Origin of the sequence: Sphingobacterium sp. SRCM116780 (assembly GCF_021442025.1) — a bacterium.
Classification (GTDB): Bacteria; Bacteroidota; Bacteroidia; order Sphingobacteriales; family Sphingobacteriaceae; genus Sphingobacterium.
In genome coordinates this window covers 2,670,167-2,685,883 of record NZ_CP090446.1, presented here as the reverse complement: position 1 = coordinate 2,685,883, position 15,717 = coordinate 2,670,167, and the positions used below count along the sequence as shown (strand labels likewise).

Below are 15,717 nucleotides of genomic sequence, written 5' to 3'. Positions count from 1 at the left end.
GATTAATTTTTGATTAGTTTATTGATAATGGATTTACTACGTTCGATCAGTTCATTCGAACGAAACAGTTGACTCTCAATTAAGGCAGCTTCGAATAAAAGATAGACCTGTTCTGAAAGTTCAATTTTTGAGGTAAGTTGTTGAAAAAACATTCTCAAATCTTTTTTATGACTTTGAATTTCATGCAGAATCTCTGGCTGATCTTTACTGATCTCTGATAAAATATTTAAGAAACTACAGCCTCTGAAATCTTCTTGATCATTCATGTGAATCAAGAAATCAAAAGAAGCTATAATCTTTTCCTTACTTGAATGGAACTTTTCAGTAAAAAGATGTAGTTCAGAAAACCAATACATATGTCTATGGTTCAGGTAGGCAACACAAAGCTCATCCTTCGATTTGAAGTGCTGATAAAAACTAGCTTTAGCTACTTTTGCATCGGCAATGATCTGATTGATACCTGTTCTATTATATCCCTGTTGATGAAAAAGAGATAATGCAATTGTTAGAATACGTTCTTTTGGATTACTCATTATATGAATATCATGTATAATGATCCAAAATTACAATAAATATTTTAAAACAGACAGACTTGTCTGTTTTTTTTATTGAAGATAAATACTTCTACCTATTAGAAAAGCTGCTTCAGAATAAATTAGCAAGAATTTTTCCTAATAGACCGCTTAAACTAGTTGTTTATTGAAGACTATTTTTGATCTCTTCGTGTAGTTGTCTGGTTTCTAAATAAGAATCAAATTGAATCTCTTGTATTATCTTTTTGGACAATGCACTGTTTTCGATCAAAATTTCAATTAACTCTTTTCTGTGAATAGCACAATTCATCTTACTATAAAGGACCTCAATAGGCTCTTTACACGCTTTCGTTTTGTTTGCTTTGAAAATGTCTGAAAAAATTATAGCTAATTGTTCAATCTTAAATCCACTTCTTGTCTTCTTGGCAATATCCGTTAACATTTTATGATCGCCGACCCGATAATTGGAGATTAAAATCTGAAGGTAATCAATTGGATTTTTTGAATTGTTTATTTGTTCTAAAGCAAAAGTTCTGATGTTGTCACTTTCTAAATGCTGGAGCGCTTCTGTCGCATATTGAACAATTTTATAATTAAAGGATTGTTTTTGTTGGGCAAACTTCAAAATTAATGTACTGTCGTAAGGGAATTTATGAAAAATAAAAATATTCAAAAGTTTTGCAATTTTTGTATTGTCTGTTTCTATAGTAAGCTGTTTTGCAATCTCATTCACTTCTTCTTTTGTCAATTTTTTTCTTCGACGAGCTGTCATGTAGGGCTTGCTATTTATTACCTCATCGACAATATTATGGTATTGAATAGTCTTAGGTTTATATTTTTTTCTAATTTCTTGGTTTTCTTTAACGGAGTCAAGATATATGCGAATATATTTGTCAGTTTTTGAAGCTTTTAGAAGGTCTTCTTGTACTTTGATGTTTGGATTTTCTTCTTGAAATTGTCTAATGATGCTATCATCCTGCCAATCATCAGGATTTTGTTCCAGGAGTTTTCCAAATTTTTTAGCTATAAATAATAGTCCATCAAATCCATCAAGTTGAAGAATTTCGTCATATCCTGCCCAATCACTAGATGCTATTGGATTCTGTAGAAATCGATTATATATTGCCTGCTTGGCTTCGACATCATCTTGTTCTGAAAATAGTTTTGTTATCGCAAAAAGATGAGTCAAATTCCAAGTATCTTCTGTTTCTGTTGCAAGACCATTTAATACCGCTTTTCGAATTTTTTCTTTTTGGTTTGAGATTACAATTAAATCATAAATATATTGTGCTCTATCACCTTCAACTTGTCCATGGTAGGCGTAATTATTCAGAGCACCTTGAATAATTTCATCAGAAAAATCGATTTCAGGATTCTTTTTGGCGATTAGATATGCCTCCCCGGTTCCACATTTCAGTGACTTGAGAAACCGTCTTCTTATAAGCGAAATTCTGGTCATTATAGATCTTACTTAAAGGTTAATACTTCGTTGAAGTTTGTTAGGGTAAGATAAAACTTATTCCTTTAAATCATGCTCATTGTCTTATTATATAGTACTTTATTGTTTATGCTAGCTAAGCATTCGAATATAATCGAAGGTAAAAAAGTAATTATAATTTTTGAATTATGACTATAACCCGATGATATAGAATCATTTTAGATGTCAAATGTATAATTCCTTGGTTACTTAAAAAGAAAAATAAGTCAATTGAATCTAACTAATCCTAATTTATTGATAGTCAGCTCTGTTATTTAAGTTTTTTTTGAACAATAAGCCTGTAATCTTGAAAAATATTTTAACCTAATGTGTTTTTTTGTTATAATTGCTCTCGCGATCAAACCATTTTAGTGAGTCCCAAAAACTAATGAACGAGTACCATTTTTGTAGAGAAGAGAACTTATTGCAGATGATAAAGGATGGTAATTACATTGCTTTTGAAGAATTGTATGCTAGATATTTTGATTTACTTTTTGGTTACGCTTATAATATTGTACGTGATTTAGATATAACTCGGGATATTATTCAGGATATTTTTACTTGGTTTTGGGCGAATAGAGATCAATGGAAATTAGAATCTTGTAAGGGCTATTTATTAACAGCAGTAAAGTTCAAAACAGCAAGCTATTTCAGATCCAGTAAGGCTCAGGAAAGTTTTTACGATAAGTTGAAAGAAGTTCCCCCACTTCATCAGGATGATAGCCTGCAACTCGAAGTCAAACAACTTCAAGAACTTATCGAATCTTTAGTTGATGATTTACCAAGCCGCTGCAAAGAGATATTTAAATTGAGTCGGTTTTCTCATCGTTCGAATAAGGAAATTGCAAAAGAGTTGGGTATATCTGAAAAAACAGTTGAAGCACAAATTACCATCGCATTAAAAAAACTACGCTTAACATTGGGTAAATACAATTATATTTTATTTTTTTTGATTTGATAATCAATTGATTATGTTTTTTTTAAAATAAAACATATAATTTCTTAGGGGATGAGAGTGTTATTATCGCTTTACTATAATATAAGGGGATAATATGGAGAAAGAAAAATTTATACAAATCGCCAGCCGAGTCGCAGATGGTGTTGCAACACCAGAGGAGATTGCGCAATATATTTACTATTTAGATTGGTCTGCCCAACATAGTTCATTATGGAATGAGGTGCCACTTATGGATAAGACCAGCTTTCAAGAAAGCATTAGACTCAATTTATCACAACAATTTCAAACAAAAAAGAGCATTCCTTTTTATAAAAAAACAAAATGGATTGCCGCGGCAGCCATGCTTCTTGCGATAGGTACATGCTCCATCATGTTCTATAAATCTCTTCAATCAACCAACTATTCAAAAGAAAATATCCAAGCCTCTACTATAAAACCAGGACAACAAAAGGCAACATTAACGCTAGCCAATGGCAAAAAAATAGTTTTAAATAATCAAAGTGATGGTCAAGTACTGACAGATGCTGGGGTGGAAATCGTGAAAGAGAGTAACGGACAATTGGTTTATCGTGTTCTTGAAAATCAGCAATCTGCAAAAGGAGATAACACCTTAAGTACGCAGCGTGGGGAGACCTATTCCGTTGTACTTCTTGATGGAACTAAAGTCTGGCTAAACGCTTCATCGTCGTTGACTTATTCTACCCTGTTATATACGGAGGGCAAAAGAAAAGTTAAAATAGAAGGAGAGGCCTATTTTGAAGTTTCCAAAGATGCACTTCATCCATTTATTGTTCAAAGTGAAAATCAAGAAGTTGAAGTACTCGGCACGCATTTTAATGTGGATGCCTATCCAGAAGATAAAGTGGTGAGAACAACATTATTGGAGGGACAAGTTGCTGTTAAGAGCGGACGTGAAAAACGGATACTTCGACCCAATCAACAAATCAGCAATTATAATCATCAGTTAAGTGTGCAGGATGTAGACGGGTTAGATGCTGTAGCATGGAAAAATGGCAAGTTTGTTTTTCATCAAGAGTCCATGGAAAGTATTATGCAAAAGATTTCCAGATGGTATGATGTCGATATTGATTACCAAAATGAAGAACTTAAAAAGGTGGCTTTTACGGGTACTATAGCGAAGTATGATCGTATTGAAAAGGTACTTTCAAAATTAGCACTGACCGAAGAAGTAAAATTTAGCATACAAAAAAATACAATTGTTGTCAACTCAAATTAGCATGTAACGAAACGGTTAATCTCCTAAAGATTATTTTAAAACTAACTAACTAACTAACACTAACCATTAACAAATCATTTTAGTCATCAATTATTGTAAAATAATGATTGCTGGAATGCTCTGATAATAAATTTCAGCAGCTATGTAGTACAAGGATATCGCTGAGGTAAAAACAGGGAGAACTATTTTAAAACAACAAACATTACACCGAATTATGAAAATTAAAGATTGCACCTTCAATACGCTCGGTTTCGGATTGAATAGGGGGAAAAGGCGTATGACCAACCTGGCCATGGTGCTGATGACAGGAGCTTTTTTACAAGCGAATGCCTCTGTGTTTGCACAAAAAGTCAATTTTGTGAAAAAGAACACAACAATTGGAGAAGTATTTCAACAGATTAAAAAGCAAACGGGTTATGAAGTACTCTACGCAAATCAAAAGTTAGATTTTTCTAAAAAATTGAATGCAGACTTTGTTAATGTTGAGTTGAATGAAGTCCTCAACAAATGTTTGACAAATCTTTCTGTGAGTTATGTGATAGAGGATAAAGTGATTGTGATTAAAAGTAAATCCAAAATCACGATAAACAACAAAAATCAACCTATAAGCCTTCAGGTATCCAAGATAGATGTTAAAGGAAAGATTCTAGATCCTGATGGGAAACCGTTAGGCGGTGCTTCGATCAGTGTTAAGGGCACCAAAATCGGTACAAAATCTAATAGTGAAGGTGATTTCTCGTTACCAGGAGTTGATTCCAAAGGGATATTACTGGTTTCTTATATCGGCTATCAACCCTTAGAGATTAGCCCGAAGATAGAAATAGGAACGATTAAAATGCAGAAGGCATCAAATATTCTGGCAGATGTGGTCATTATTTCTACGGGCTATCAAAACATTGCTCAATCACAAAATACAGGATCTGTAGCGAGAGTTAAGGCGCAAGATTTAGTCATTAATGGGGCGACTACAATTGAGCAAATGCTGCAAGGAAAACTTGCAGGTGTGGAAGTCGTTAATAATTCAGGGATGGTTGGGAAGCGGCAAACAGTCCGCGTTAGAGGAACCTCTACGTTACTAGGTAACCAAGAACCAGTTTGGGTTGTGGATGGCATCATACAAGAAGATCCACTTCCATTCAAAGCTTCCGAATTAAATGCGTTTAATCAAGATCCAGCCAATGCAGATGCCTTGAAAAATTTTATCGGAAGTGCAATCTCCTGGCTTAACCCTTACGATATCCAAGACATAACGGTTTTAAAAGATGCCGCATCAACGGCAATATACGGTGTAAAAGCAGCTAATGGCGTTATTGTAATCAATACAAAACGTGGAGTAACTGGACGAGCCCCATCTGTGAGTTATAGTACCAGTCTTTCCTCCCAACAGGGAAGAACTTATGATAAGATGAACTTAATGAATTCCAAAGAACGTGTGGATGTATCCCGAGAAATTTGGGAAAAAGGATTGGTTTCACAGTTCGGTTTAGACGACATCGGTTATTCAAAAATTTTAAAAGAATATTTGACGGAAAAGCTTTCATACGACGAGTTTAATGCCAAAGCAAAACAATTGGAGGTGAATAATACCGATTGGTTTGATTTACTTTTTCATCAGCCGTTTAGTCACAACCACAATGTCAGTATTAGTGGAGGCGGTACTGGTAGTACTTATTATGGATCATTGGGATATAACAATCAACAAGGAGAAGCTAAAGGCAACGGGATGGATAGTTATTTGGCCAACCTTAACTTTACGAGCATAATTTCCAGTAAGCTCACTATTTCGACGCGATTGTCTGGAAACTACTCCAATACCAGTGGTTATTTTAGAGTAGATCCCTATTCGTATGCCAGAAATACAAGTCGAGTTATTCCTGCCACTCTTCCTGATGGTAGCCTATCTTACTATACATTAGGGGGGTATCGTTATAATGTTTTGAATGAGTTAAATAACACTGGAAATGAAAATATAAAAACAAATTTAAATGCAGCGGTCAATCTGAGGTACGAGCTTCCCTATAATCTTCGTTTTGAATCCACTTTCGGGATAGCCTTTACCAATGCACATGCAGAATCTTATGCGACTGAACTTACCAATCGGATTAGCAGCCTAAGAGGTTATGAATATGGTCAGTTTACTCCCGTATCAAATGAGTATAAAATGTCTCGACTACCCATTGGAGGTGAGTTGGCAACCGCTGATGATCGAAATACAAATTACACCTGGAGAAATGCGATTACTTACGGTAAAGTTTTCAATCATAAGCACAGCATATCCAGTATGCTTGGACTAGAACTACGCAGTAATGTCTACAAAGGAATGTCCAATACCGTATTTGGATATTTACCTGAGAGAGGTAAAGCGATTAGTAATCCCCCAGCTACAATTATCAATGGTGGAGTGAACTACCCGAACTCTATTTATGATCCAGGTGCAGGAGATAGTTTCAAATTTTTAGTCACCGATCGCACAGCTAACTATGTATCATATTATTATAGTGGTTCGTATAGTTATGACAATCGTTATATTTTTAGTGCTAGCTTACGAGGAGATGCCTCTAATCGTTTTGGACAAGATACTAAAAATAGATTTAACCCCATCTGGGCTTTAGGAGGTCGATGGAATGTTGCTAGAGAAAACTTTTTTAATAAAAGCACCTGGTTTAATGATTTTAGCCTGCGCGGTAGCTATGGCTATCAAGGAAACGTTGCAGAAAACTATGGACCTGACTTGATTGCACGTATTCCAACGGGTGGTGGAGCATCGGTCATCAGTCCACAAACAGGTGAACCGATTTTGAATATCAAATCTTTGCCTTATGCTAATTTACGATGGGAAAAAACACAAACGGTTAACCTAGGGCTTGATTTTGGTTTTTTTAACAATAGAGTTGTCGCTAGTTTAGATTACTACAATAAAGCGAGTAAAGATCTGATTGTGCTAAAAGACATTCCTTATGAGAATGGTGCTCGTCAGATGCCGATGAATGGTGGAACACTGACCAATACCGGTTATGAAGCACAAGTAAGTTTCTTCCCGATTAGAAAAAAAGACTGGAACTGGGGGATATCCGTGAATAGTTCGAAAAATATCAGTAAAGTAACGAATAAACTATTACCAAATCCTACCTGGGCGAATGCAGTGTCTGGTAATTACTTTGTCGACGGCTATGCTGTTTCTTCTTTCTGGGTGTTTGATTATAAAGGACCTAATCCAGAAACTGGTTTACCAGAGTTTAATATTCCGACCACTGAAGAAAATCCGGATGCGAAATTTAATGCAGCCTCATTTATGAAATACGCAGGGAAATTGAACGCTGATTTTACGGCTGGCTTTAATACCTCATTACGCTATAAGCAACTTACCGTTTCAACCAATCTATATGCATCACTTGGAGGACATAAGCTATTGGCTCCATTGTATACGACAGACATGGTGAATAATACCCCTAACGAGTACAATAATCTTTCAAAGGATCTTGTGGATCGCTGGAGAAAACCAGGAGATGAAGCATTCACCAACATTCCTGGTCTACCATACTTTGGTGTTCCATTTGTTAGTATCCCTTCTGGTTCAACTTCTCTGCAACCAGGCAGTTCGTCTCCTTATACCTTGTATAATTACAGTACTGCACGTTTAGTGAATGCCTCCTATCTGCGGATCAATAATGTCAACTTGTCCTATACACTTCCAGACTATATCGCAAGACGGATACATACCAAGAGCTTGACATTAGGTTATACCATGAGCAACCTCTATACTTTTGTGAGTAAGGATTTTAAGGATGTAGATCCAGAAGTAGCTTCTGGAGGTCAACCTTTACCACAAACTCATGTACTTAATTTATCCGTTACCTTCTAAAAATTTGAAAATGAAACGTATAGTTTATATATTAATTGCAACGATTTCTTTTACCAGTATAGGATGTAAGAAATTCCTAGAGGAAAAGAGCTTGGATGAAGTAAAGCCGACAACGGCTAAAGACTTATCCAGTTTGATGGCTGGAGAAGCTTATCCTTATCAAACAAACCTATCTCCAATTTTAAATCTGATTACGGACGATGTTAGCGCTAATGGAGGCCAGGATCAACTCAATTATCAAGATGTCATGAAAAAAGGAAGACCAGTCTTTTCTTGGTCTAAACAGATGTTCGAAGAACTCTTATTGCCAACGGGTTTTTCCAATACTGCCTATATCAACTCTTGGGAAGTGATCTATCAAAAAATTGCAGGTTGCAATGTTGCACTGGAATATGCAGATCAAGTCAGTGGAACAGACGCTGAAAAAGCGAATATGAAAGGAGAAGCATTAGCACTTCGCGCTTATTATTACTTTTTGTTGGTCAACATGTTTGGTCAACCCTACAATACAGCAGGTTTAGATCCTAAGGACAATTTAGGAGTGCCATTGAAGTTGGAAATGGCTGTAAAAGATGAACTTTTTAAACGAAATTCCGTTGCCGAAGTTTACGCACAAATTGAAAAAGATTTACAAGATGCAATAGGCTATTTTAGCGCTTACCCTGTAGAAAAAGGGGTTTATAAAATGAATGAAACAGCGGTTTACACGTTGTTATCTCGTGTTTCCCTTTATGAGGAAAAATGGGATCAAGCAATTTTATATGCCAATAAAGCCCTAGCAAAAAAATCAATACTGAGCCAATTATCAACCTTTAATGCAGTTGATTATTATTTATTTAATGTCAATACCAATACGAATAATTTGAACCGTATCTATGATCCAGCCGTCAGTAGAGAAATTATTTGGGCTTATGTACCATTAAGCGGAGGAGAGAATGAAATTTTCCGCTCTTCACTGATTCCTGGATATAATGCTGTCAGAAATCCTCCTTATCGTGTATCCGCAGATTTACTGAAGCTATATGATAGCCAGGGAGACAGCCAGAATGAAATTTATATCGGTGATCTACGACCGCGTATTTACTTTAAATACAGTCCTGTAATTCTTTCATTCATTCCCCCAAATACAGTTATTCGAGACTATAAACCTTTTGATGGTGGTATGGGTGGAGCAGGATTTCGTGTGGCTGAATTATATTTAAATCGTGCTGAAGCCAATGTTCGAAAATATATGCAAACTGGAGATGACGCACAACGAATAGCTGCTCTAAAAGACATCAACACTTTAAGAGCATCCAGATACGATACACGTAAACCTTATGTAGCAATTGATATCACAGATAAAGAACAATTATTAAGTTTTTACAAAGATGAGCGTCGGAGAGAATTCCCATTTGATGGACATCGTTGGTTTGACTTGAGACGTTATGGCATGCCTGCTATTACTCATTACTATGAAGAGCAAGTTGGAGCTGGTGAAACGTTTACGCTTTCAGATAAGGACAGTCGGTATACATTACCGATTCCGCAAGCAGTATTGGATCGTAACGGACTTATTATTCCTAATCCATAAGAGGTTTAATTTATTGATTAAAGATGTTTAAAATGAAAAATTTCAAGACCATATATAAAACTGTTCTCTGTATAGGACTGACCATAATCCTCGGATTTGTTGCCTGTAAAAAGACAGAAGAACCCTTAACACCTTCAGATATCCCCGAGCCAGGTTATCAACTGGCTCAGGGAAATAATAGTTACGATATACGTATCAAAGCATATTTTGAGCGATGGGGTACTTATATCCTCTATCAATTTACACCTGCACAAATCAATTGGAAGGTTACCGGTTATGATACTTATTACAAATCAGCACCCGCCGAAGAAGCTTTTGTCGATCAGCAGTTAGATCTATTGAATGAAACCTTTTTTCAATACTATGCGGATTCAACTTTACAGAAGTACCTGCCTGTGAAATTGTTTTTATGTAGCTCTTTACAAGCAGGGACATCGAGTCAGCAAATAGATGCTTACCTTTTGACAATGAGCAATGGTCGTTTTGGAGGCTATCAAAGTTTTGCAGTAAATGGGGGAAATAGCGCTATTTCCAACATCAATAAAGTAACCTATCGGGCAAATGTAAATTTTAGCTTTTTGAAAATGATGGATCTGGAATCTAAAATGACAAAATCACCAGTTTTTCTCAGTCTAACTGATTATGTTAATGCCATTGTTGGAACCACGGTAGCTGATCGATATAAGCGAGGTTTTTTAGCCTCTACGTCAGGATTTTCTGATCAAGCGCAAGATTGGCAATCCTATATTCAAGCCATTACGGCTTATCCATACAGTTATTTGACAGATGTGAATACAGATGCTAATGATGCTACAGCTAAAGGAATATTGAGTCCAGTAAAAGATGTCAATGGATTGATTCGGAAAAAGTATGATGCGCTTGTGAAGCATTACAAAGATCAATACGGTATCGATATTCAACGTATAGGAAACGGTATGTAAACATTACGGAAAATTATGATCATGAAACACAAAATAATTATTGTATTGGGATTGGTTTTGTCGATTTTTCAAGCGTTAGCGCAAGAAGGATTGACCCTGTCAGGTACCATAAAAACCATTACACCAGTTGAGATTTCCCTGCAATCACTTTCTGGACAGTCGGTTTTTAAAACCGCTATTGATAAGAATGTGGGAAAATTTTCATTGGGCCCTGTTCAGATTATCCCCGATCTCTATGTGCTTTCCATAGGAAAGACAAAGCAACATGTATATTTTGTCAATAATGCTGTGACGATCAATGGCTATTATGATGATATGAACAGTGAGTCCAGTAGTTTGACATTTACTGGTCTAGATGACTTTTTCAAATTAAGTGAGTATGGACCTAAGCGAATTGCGGATACCGTGCTCAATCCTAAAGCACTTCAGGTACTGAATCCTGCTCAACTCACAGCGCTCGCTTATCTTTTTCACTCCGATCAATATCAACTCAATAAGCAGCTATTGGAAAAGGTACCACCTGCAGACCTTAATACAATAACTGGAAAATGGTTAGCAAAAACGGTTGATAGCCTAAAAAATTTCGAACGCGGTTTAATTGCTCCCGACTTTACGCTGCCCAATCAAGACGGAAAGATGATCACCTTAAAAGATTTTAGAGGAAAGATTGTTGTACTGGATTTTTGGGCTTCTTGGTGTGGACCTTGTCGAAGAGCAATGCAAGAATTTAAAACCTTCTATCGCGAGTTCCAACCCGATGTTCAATTCATTAGCATCTCTATGGATGACAATAGCGAAAGCTATCAACAAGGACAAAAAGAAATGGAAATTCCTTGGGTGAACCTTTGGGATAACACGGGTATCTCAACTGAAAAAACTAAGAATTCAGGTTTTTATAATTCAAAGATTAGACCTTTCTACGGTTTTAAATCCATCCCATTCCTTGTCATTATTGATCAAAACGGTGTCGTATTAGAACGAGGTAATTTACATGGTGAAGCGTTAAAAGAGGCACTTCATCGGATTATCAAAAAATAGCGTTGAATTAGTAACATATAGCATATGAAAAATAGATATAACCGCGTACTCCTAATCGTCTTTTTCACTCTATTCGGCATGCATAGCTATGCACAAGAGGTTACCGTTTTGCCCTATGAAATGATCGGTGAAAAAATGATTGTAAAGATGTTGATCAATGGTGAATTGACTCCAATGGTATTTGATACTGGCGGCAAGAACCTCATTAAAGTCAAATTAAAAGAAAAACTAGGATTATCGACAATTAACTCCAAAGAAGTCATAGATGTTTCTGGACAGAAACAACATGTAGATATCGTACAAGTCAACAGTATAGAAACACCAGATCATAAGACTTCTTTTCAAAAAGTACCCGTTTTGGTATTGGATAACGAGCTTTTCGAGTGCGAAGATGGTCCACAAGGTTTAATCGGAAGTGATCTGTGGCAAAACTCAACGATAGAGATTGATGACAAAGCCAAAGTAATAAAAATAAGATCAGGAGGATTAGCCTCTTTAAAAAATAATCCGCAGGCACTTCCTTTTATTGATAATGGTCAGGGAAGTCCCATTTTTGAAATCAAGATTGGACGATTTGATAAAGCACGCGTTCTTTTTGATAGTGGAGCAGCTGGCTTTCTAACACTTAAAGTACCTGAATATCCACGTTTGGAGGGACTGGGAGCCTTGTACATGATTCGTCAAGGAGAGGCGAGTGGTTCATTGGGTGTGCTGGGTAGAGGAGCAAATGGAAATCGTTACTTATTAGAAGCGAGAGAAATCTTTATTGGGCAAGGAAGCTTTTCAAAATTTAGATTTGGAGTCACTAACTCAACCGAATCACTCTTGGGATATCAATTGTTAACTTATGGTAATATAACGATCGATTATGTCAATAAACTGTTTTTATTCGAACCTTTTACAACAGAAAAAGTAAAAGGGGCACAGACTTTCTGGGAACTGGAAATGGGACCAGCTGATGATAAGATGATTGTAACAACAGTTTGGGAAAAATTAAAAGGTGAAGTAGCAGTAGGTGACGAAATTACACATATCAATGGCAAGAAAATTATTCCGTTGAGCTTTTGTGAAAATCTAAAGGGGGGATACCCGATTCTGGAGGAAAGTGAACGTCTGGTATTAACCATCAAAACCAAGGATGGGATTAAAGAGATTGAAGTTGTAAAAGATTAATATGATGAGAAATTCAAACAATTACAAATGGTTTTGTAAAATCTGTTTAATCAGCTGCTTTTGCTTTTTTTTGAGTAATGCTTATGCACAAGAGACTACTGTCCTTCCATACAAAGTTGTTGCAAATAAAATGATTGTCGAAGTTGTCTTGAATGGGAAGGAAGTTCCGATGATTTTTGATACTGGAGGAAGAAATTCTATCAGCACACGACTAAAAAAAGAATTGCAAACCCCATTACTTCAATCACGCGAGCTCACAGATGCCAATAATAATAAGATGATGGTAGAAGAGGTAACTGTCGATCAGGTGAAGACAATAGATGGTTTTGCAAGTTTCAACAACATCTCCTTCTTTGTTTTTGATAGTGAATTGTTTGATTGTTTGGGTGTAGAAGGATTTATTGGCAGTGATCTCTTGCAACAAAACACCATCGAGATCAATGATCAAACCAAACAGATCACGATAAAAAAAGGAGGAACTCCTTCTTTGAGAAGTAATAGACAAACGCTTTCTTTTTTGCCTGATGCGAAAGGGATGCCCATTATCAATTTGAATATCGGATCTACGCATGAAGCCCGTGTGTTATTTGATACGGGTTCAGATGGATTGTTAACGTTCAAAACAAGCGAATTTACACGACTACATCAGGAAGGAGCTTTACAGATTACTCGAGAAGGTCAGGGTGGAGGTGCCATTGCTGCATCTGGAAGAGGAAATGCTGGTAAACAGATTGAAGTTGGAGTTCCTGAGATTGTGCTAGGAGGCACTCACTTTGTCGCTGGTCGAGCGAAAGTGAGCAATTCACCAGAAACATTATTTGGGTATCAATCCCTAACCTACGGAAAGGTTACCATTGACTATGTCAACCAACTGTTACGTTTCGAACCTTTTAACAAAGGACAAGTGACACTTGAACCTAAAAAGATCTGGGACTTACAATTGGCAGTTATCGATAACAAGTTAGTGATTGCAACGGTCTGGGATAACGTAAAAGGAAAAGCTGAAGTAGGGGACATCGTCACCCACATCAACGGAAAACAAGTAAAACCTATGGATTTTTGCGAAAGCATCACCCAGGGAATGCCTGTCCTAAAGGAAAATGATCAAGTGGTATTGACTGTAAAAACAAAAACTGGAATAAAAGATATAACCATTACGAAAAGCTAAATAAAATTAAAACAATGAAAAACATAACACTATTACTCACAGTAGCTTTCAGTACCGCTGTACTTACTGGAACAGCGCAATTAGTGCAAAGAACACAAAAGAAAGAAAAAACAAACGATTGGTATAATGCATCATTCGAGAAAGACGGGATATACGGATCAGAAGTCAACCGTACTTATGAGTTTTTAAAAGGGAAAAAATTAAAGAAGAAACCCATCGTTGCAGTGATTGGTTATGGTCTAGATGCTGAGCACGAGGATTTAGTGGGCAAGCAATGGATCAACCCGAAGGAGAAAGAGGATGGCAAAGACAACGATGGTAATGGATGGGTAGATGATATGCATGGGTGGAACTTTTTAGGTAATGCAGAAGGGGAAATGGTGGAAAAGGTCAATAAAGAAGGTGATCGGGAATTTTTACGTCTTAAACCGCTATACGAAGGCATATTTTTCAATGGTAAAGATTATGTGAAATTTGATGACAATTTGCAAAAACCTGTGAAAGTAGCAACTCCTGCCAATGAAGCTGAATATCGATTTTTTCGATATGGTCTTCAGAAAGAATCTGAGTTGGCTACGACATGTATGTCCTATTATGTCAATAAGTTTCTGAAATATTACCTGAAAAATGAGTTTGACCCGATCATGAAAAAAAGTTACCCGAACTTAGCAAAAGCAGGACAAAAGGAGTTTACCAAAGCGACGGAATACATTGGTTTAGCTGGAGCACAAACCGATTCATTAGCCTTTATGTCGCGTTACTTCTTCTTGATCAATATAGGGGTTAACAATGGAATGGCCATTAAAGGAAAACGCGACTCTGTCACCTATGAATCGATCCGAGATCTGACTTTAAATAATACAAAGGCAGAAGATAATTATAAAAAGCTTCTTGCCAACAGCATTCGTGCGGAAGAAATAACGGGTAACCATTACGACGATATCAATCAAAAAAATTATGGTAATAATAATTTATACAGTAACGGATCATTTTCAGGTACCATGATTTCAGGAATTATTGCTGCCGAGCGTAACAATGGAATTGGTATTGATGGTATTATGCCTGAGGCACAATTGATGTCTCTGCGTGCATATCCAAGAGAAGGAGAAGCTTATTACAAAGATATTGCTTTGGCGATTCGTTATGCGGTAGACAATCAGGCTGATGTGATTATGTTAGGTCCATCGAATACCCTTTATCCTGAATATGAAGCTAAGTGGGTAAATGACGCGTTACTGTATGCTGAACAAAAAGGTATTTTGGTTGTTTCTTCTGTCTGGGATCTGTCTCGTGACCTTGCTAAGCAAGCTTTTTACCCAAATCAATTTATCAAAGGAAAAGAACTTAAAAATTTTATTCAAGTAGCCGCTTCCGATAGCCTGGGTATGCCATTCGCGACAGCTAATATTGGTGAAAAACAAGTACATCTATTTGCTCCAGGTGTAGGTATTCAAACGACCTATATGGGGACCACTTATCGGTCTGGAAATAGCTCCTTGTTTGCAGGTGCAACTGTAGCTGCTACAGCAGCAATGATCAAAGCTTACTATCCGAATTTAACAGCCGTTCAAATACGAGATATTATCTTGAAAACGGTTACGGATCGAAAAAATGTAGAAGTAGAAAAACAAGTCGGTAAAAATATTGACCAATATCTTTTTAGTCAATTATGTACATCGGGCGGAATTCTCAATACCTACCAAGCTATTCAAGCTGCCGATCGATTAAGCGCAGGTAAATAAGATAAAAATAAACAG

11 protein-coding genes are annotated in these 15,717 nt (G+C 36.5%); 9 read left to right on the top strand and 2 right to left on the bottom strand.

Annotation, left to right across the window (positions count from 1 at the left end; translation table 11 throughout):
- Window positions 1-2 precede the first annotated feature (2 nt).
- Both LZQ00_RS11485 and LZQ00_RS11480 read right to left on the bottom strand, forming a co-directional pair.
- Window positions 3-533, bottom strand: a complete 531-nt coding sequence (locus LZQ00_RS11485) for a TetR/AcrR family transcriptional regulator (RefSeq protein WP_234509431.1) — start codon at window positions 531-533, stop codon at window positions 3-5.
- A 163-nt stretch (window positions 534-696) separates the two neighbouring features.
- Window positions 697-1,992: a hypothetical protein gene (locus LZQ00_RS11480; protein WP_234509430.1), complete on the bottom strand. Its 1,296-nt coding sequence runs from the start codon at window positions 1,990-1,992 to the stop codon at window positions 697-699.
- Window positions 1,993-2,398: 406 nt separating this feature from the next.
- On the opposite strand from LZQ00_RS11480, the gene LZQ00_RS11475 reads away from it, so the two are divergent.
- The 9 genes from LZQ00_RS11475 to LZQ00_RS11435 all read left to right on the top strand — a co-directional run bounded on the left by LZQ00_RS11475 (window position 2,399) and on the right by LZQ00_RS11435 (window position 15,702).
- On the top strand, window positions 2,399-2,968 hold the full coding sequence (locus LZQ00_RS11475; RefSeq protein ID WP_234509429.1) for an RNA polymerase sigma-70 factor: 570 nt from the start codon (window positions 2,399-2,401) through the stop codon (window positions 2,966-2,968).
- Between the two features lie 94 nt (window positions 2,969-3,062).
- Complete coding sequence (locus tag LZQ00_RS11470) at window positions 3,063-4,205, top strand: FecR family protein (protein ID WP_234509428.1); 1,143 nt, start codon at window positions 3,063-3,065, stop codon at window positions 4,203-4,205.
- A gap of 214 nt (window positions 4,206-4,419) precedes the next feature.
- Window positions 4,420-8,067: a SusC/RagA family TonB-linked outer membrane protein gene (locus tag LZQ00_RS11465; RefSeq protein WP_234509427.1), complete on the top strand. Its 3,648-nt coding sequence runs from the start codon at window positions 4,420-4,422 to the stop codon at window positions 8,065-8,067.
- 10 nt (window positions 8,068-8,077) lie between these two features.
- A complete protein-coding gene (locus LZQ00_RS11460) occupies window positions 8,078-9,640 on the top strand; it encodes a RagB/SusD family nutrient uptake outer membrane protein (RefSeq protein ID WP_234509426.1) in 1,563 nt (520 codons plus the stop codon).
- Between the two features lie 32 nt (window positions 9,641-9,672).
- Window positions 9,673-10,581: a putative zinc-binding metallopeptidase gene (locus LZQ00_RS11455; protein WP_234509425.1), complete on the top strand. Its 909-nt coding sequence runs from the start codon at window positions 9,673-9,675 to the stop codon at window positions 10,579-10,581.
- 21 nt (window positions 10,582-10,602) lie between these two features.
- Window positions 10,603-11,619, top strand: a complete 1,017-nt coding sequence (locus LZQ00_RS18480; protein ID WP_317259267.1) for a TlpA disulfide reductase family protein — start codon at window positions 10,603-10,605, stop codon at window positions 11,617-11,619.
- 24 nt (window positions 11,620-11,643) lie between these two features.
- Entirely contained in the window at window positions 11,644-12,792 is a 1,149-nt protein-coding gene (locus LZQ00_RS11445; RefSeq protein ID WP_234509424.1) for a retropepsin-like aspartic protease, read from the top strand.
- Between the two features lies 1 nt (window position 12,793).
- Window positions 12,794-13,960, top strand: a complete 1,167-nt coding sequence (locus tag LZQ00_RS11440; RefSeq protein ID WP_234509423.1) for an aspartyl protease family protein — start codon at window positions 12,794-12,796, stop codon at window positions 13,958-13,960.
- Window positions 13,961-13,974: 14 nt separating this feature from the next.
- The gene (locus LZQ00_RS11435) at window positions 13,975-15,702 is read left to right on the top strand and encodes a S8 family serine peptidase (protein WP_234509422.1); all 1,728 of its coding nucleotides are present in this window, start codon (window positions 13,975-13,977) and stop codon (window positions 15,700-15,702) included.
- The last annotated feature ends 15 nt before the right edge of the window (window positions 15,703-15,717 follow it).

Coding starts and splice junctions, on each gene's coding strand:
- LZQ00_RS11485 (WP_234509431.1), bottom strand. CDS start 533: ATGAGTAATCCAAAAGAACGTATTCTAACAATTGCATTATCTCTTTTT.
- LZQ00_RS11480 (WP_234509430.1), bottom strand. CDS start 1,992: ATGACCAGAATTTCGCTTATAAGAAGACGGTTTCTCAAGTCACTGAAA.
- LZQ00_RS11475 (WP_234509429.1), top strand. CDS start 2,399: ATGAACGAGTACCATTTTTGTAGAGAAGAGAACTTATTGCAGATGATA.
- LZQ00_RS11470 (WP_234509428.1), top strand. CDS start 3,063: ATGGAGAAAGAAAAATTTATACAAATCGCCAGCCGAGTCGCAGATGGT.
- LZQ00_RS11465 (WP_234509427.1), top strand. CDS start 4,420: ATGAAAATTAAAGATTGCACCTTCAATACGCTCGGTTTCGGATTGAAT.
- LZQ00_RS11460 (WP_234509426.1), top strand. CDS start 8,078: ATGAAACGTATAGTTTATATATTAATTGCAACGATTTCTTTTACCAGT.
- LZQ00_RS11455 (WP_234509425.1), top strand. CDS start 9,673: ATGAAAAATTTCAAGACCATATATAAAACTGTTCTCTGTATAGGACTG.
- LZQ00_RS18480 (WP_317259267.1), top strand. CDS start 10,603: ATGAAACACAAAATAATTATTGTATTGGGATTGGTTTTGTCGATTTTT.
- LZQ00_RS11445 (WP_234509424.1), top strand. CDS start 11,644: ATGAAAAATAGATATAACCGCGTACTCCTAATCGTCTTTTTCACTCTA.
- LZQ00_RS11440 (WP_234509423.1), top strand. CDS start 12,794: ATGATGAGAAATTCAAACAATTACAAATGGTTTTGTAAAATCTGTTTA.
- LZQ00_RS11435 (WP_234509422.1), top strand. CDS start 13,975: ATGAAAAACATAACACTATTACTCACAGTAGCTTTCAGTACCGCTGTA.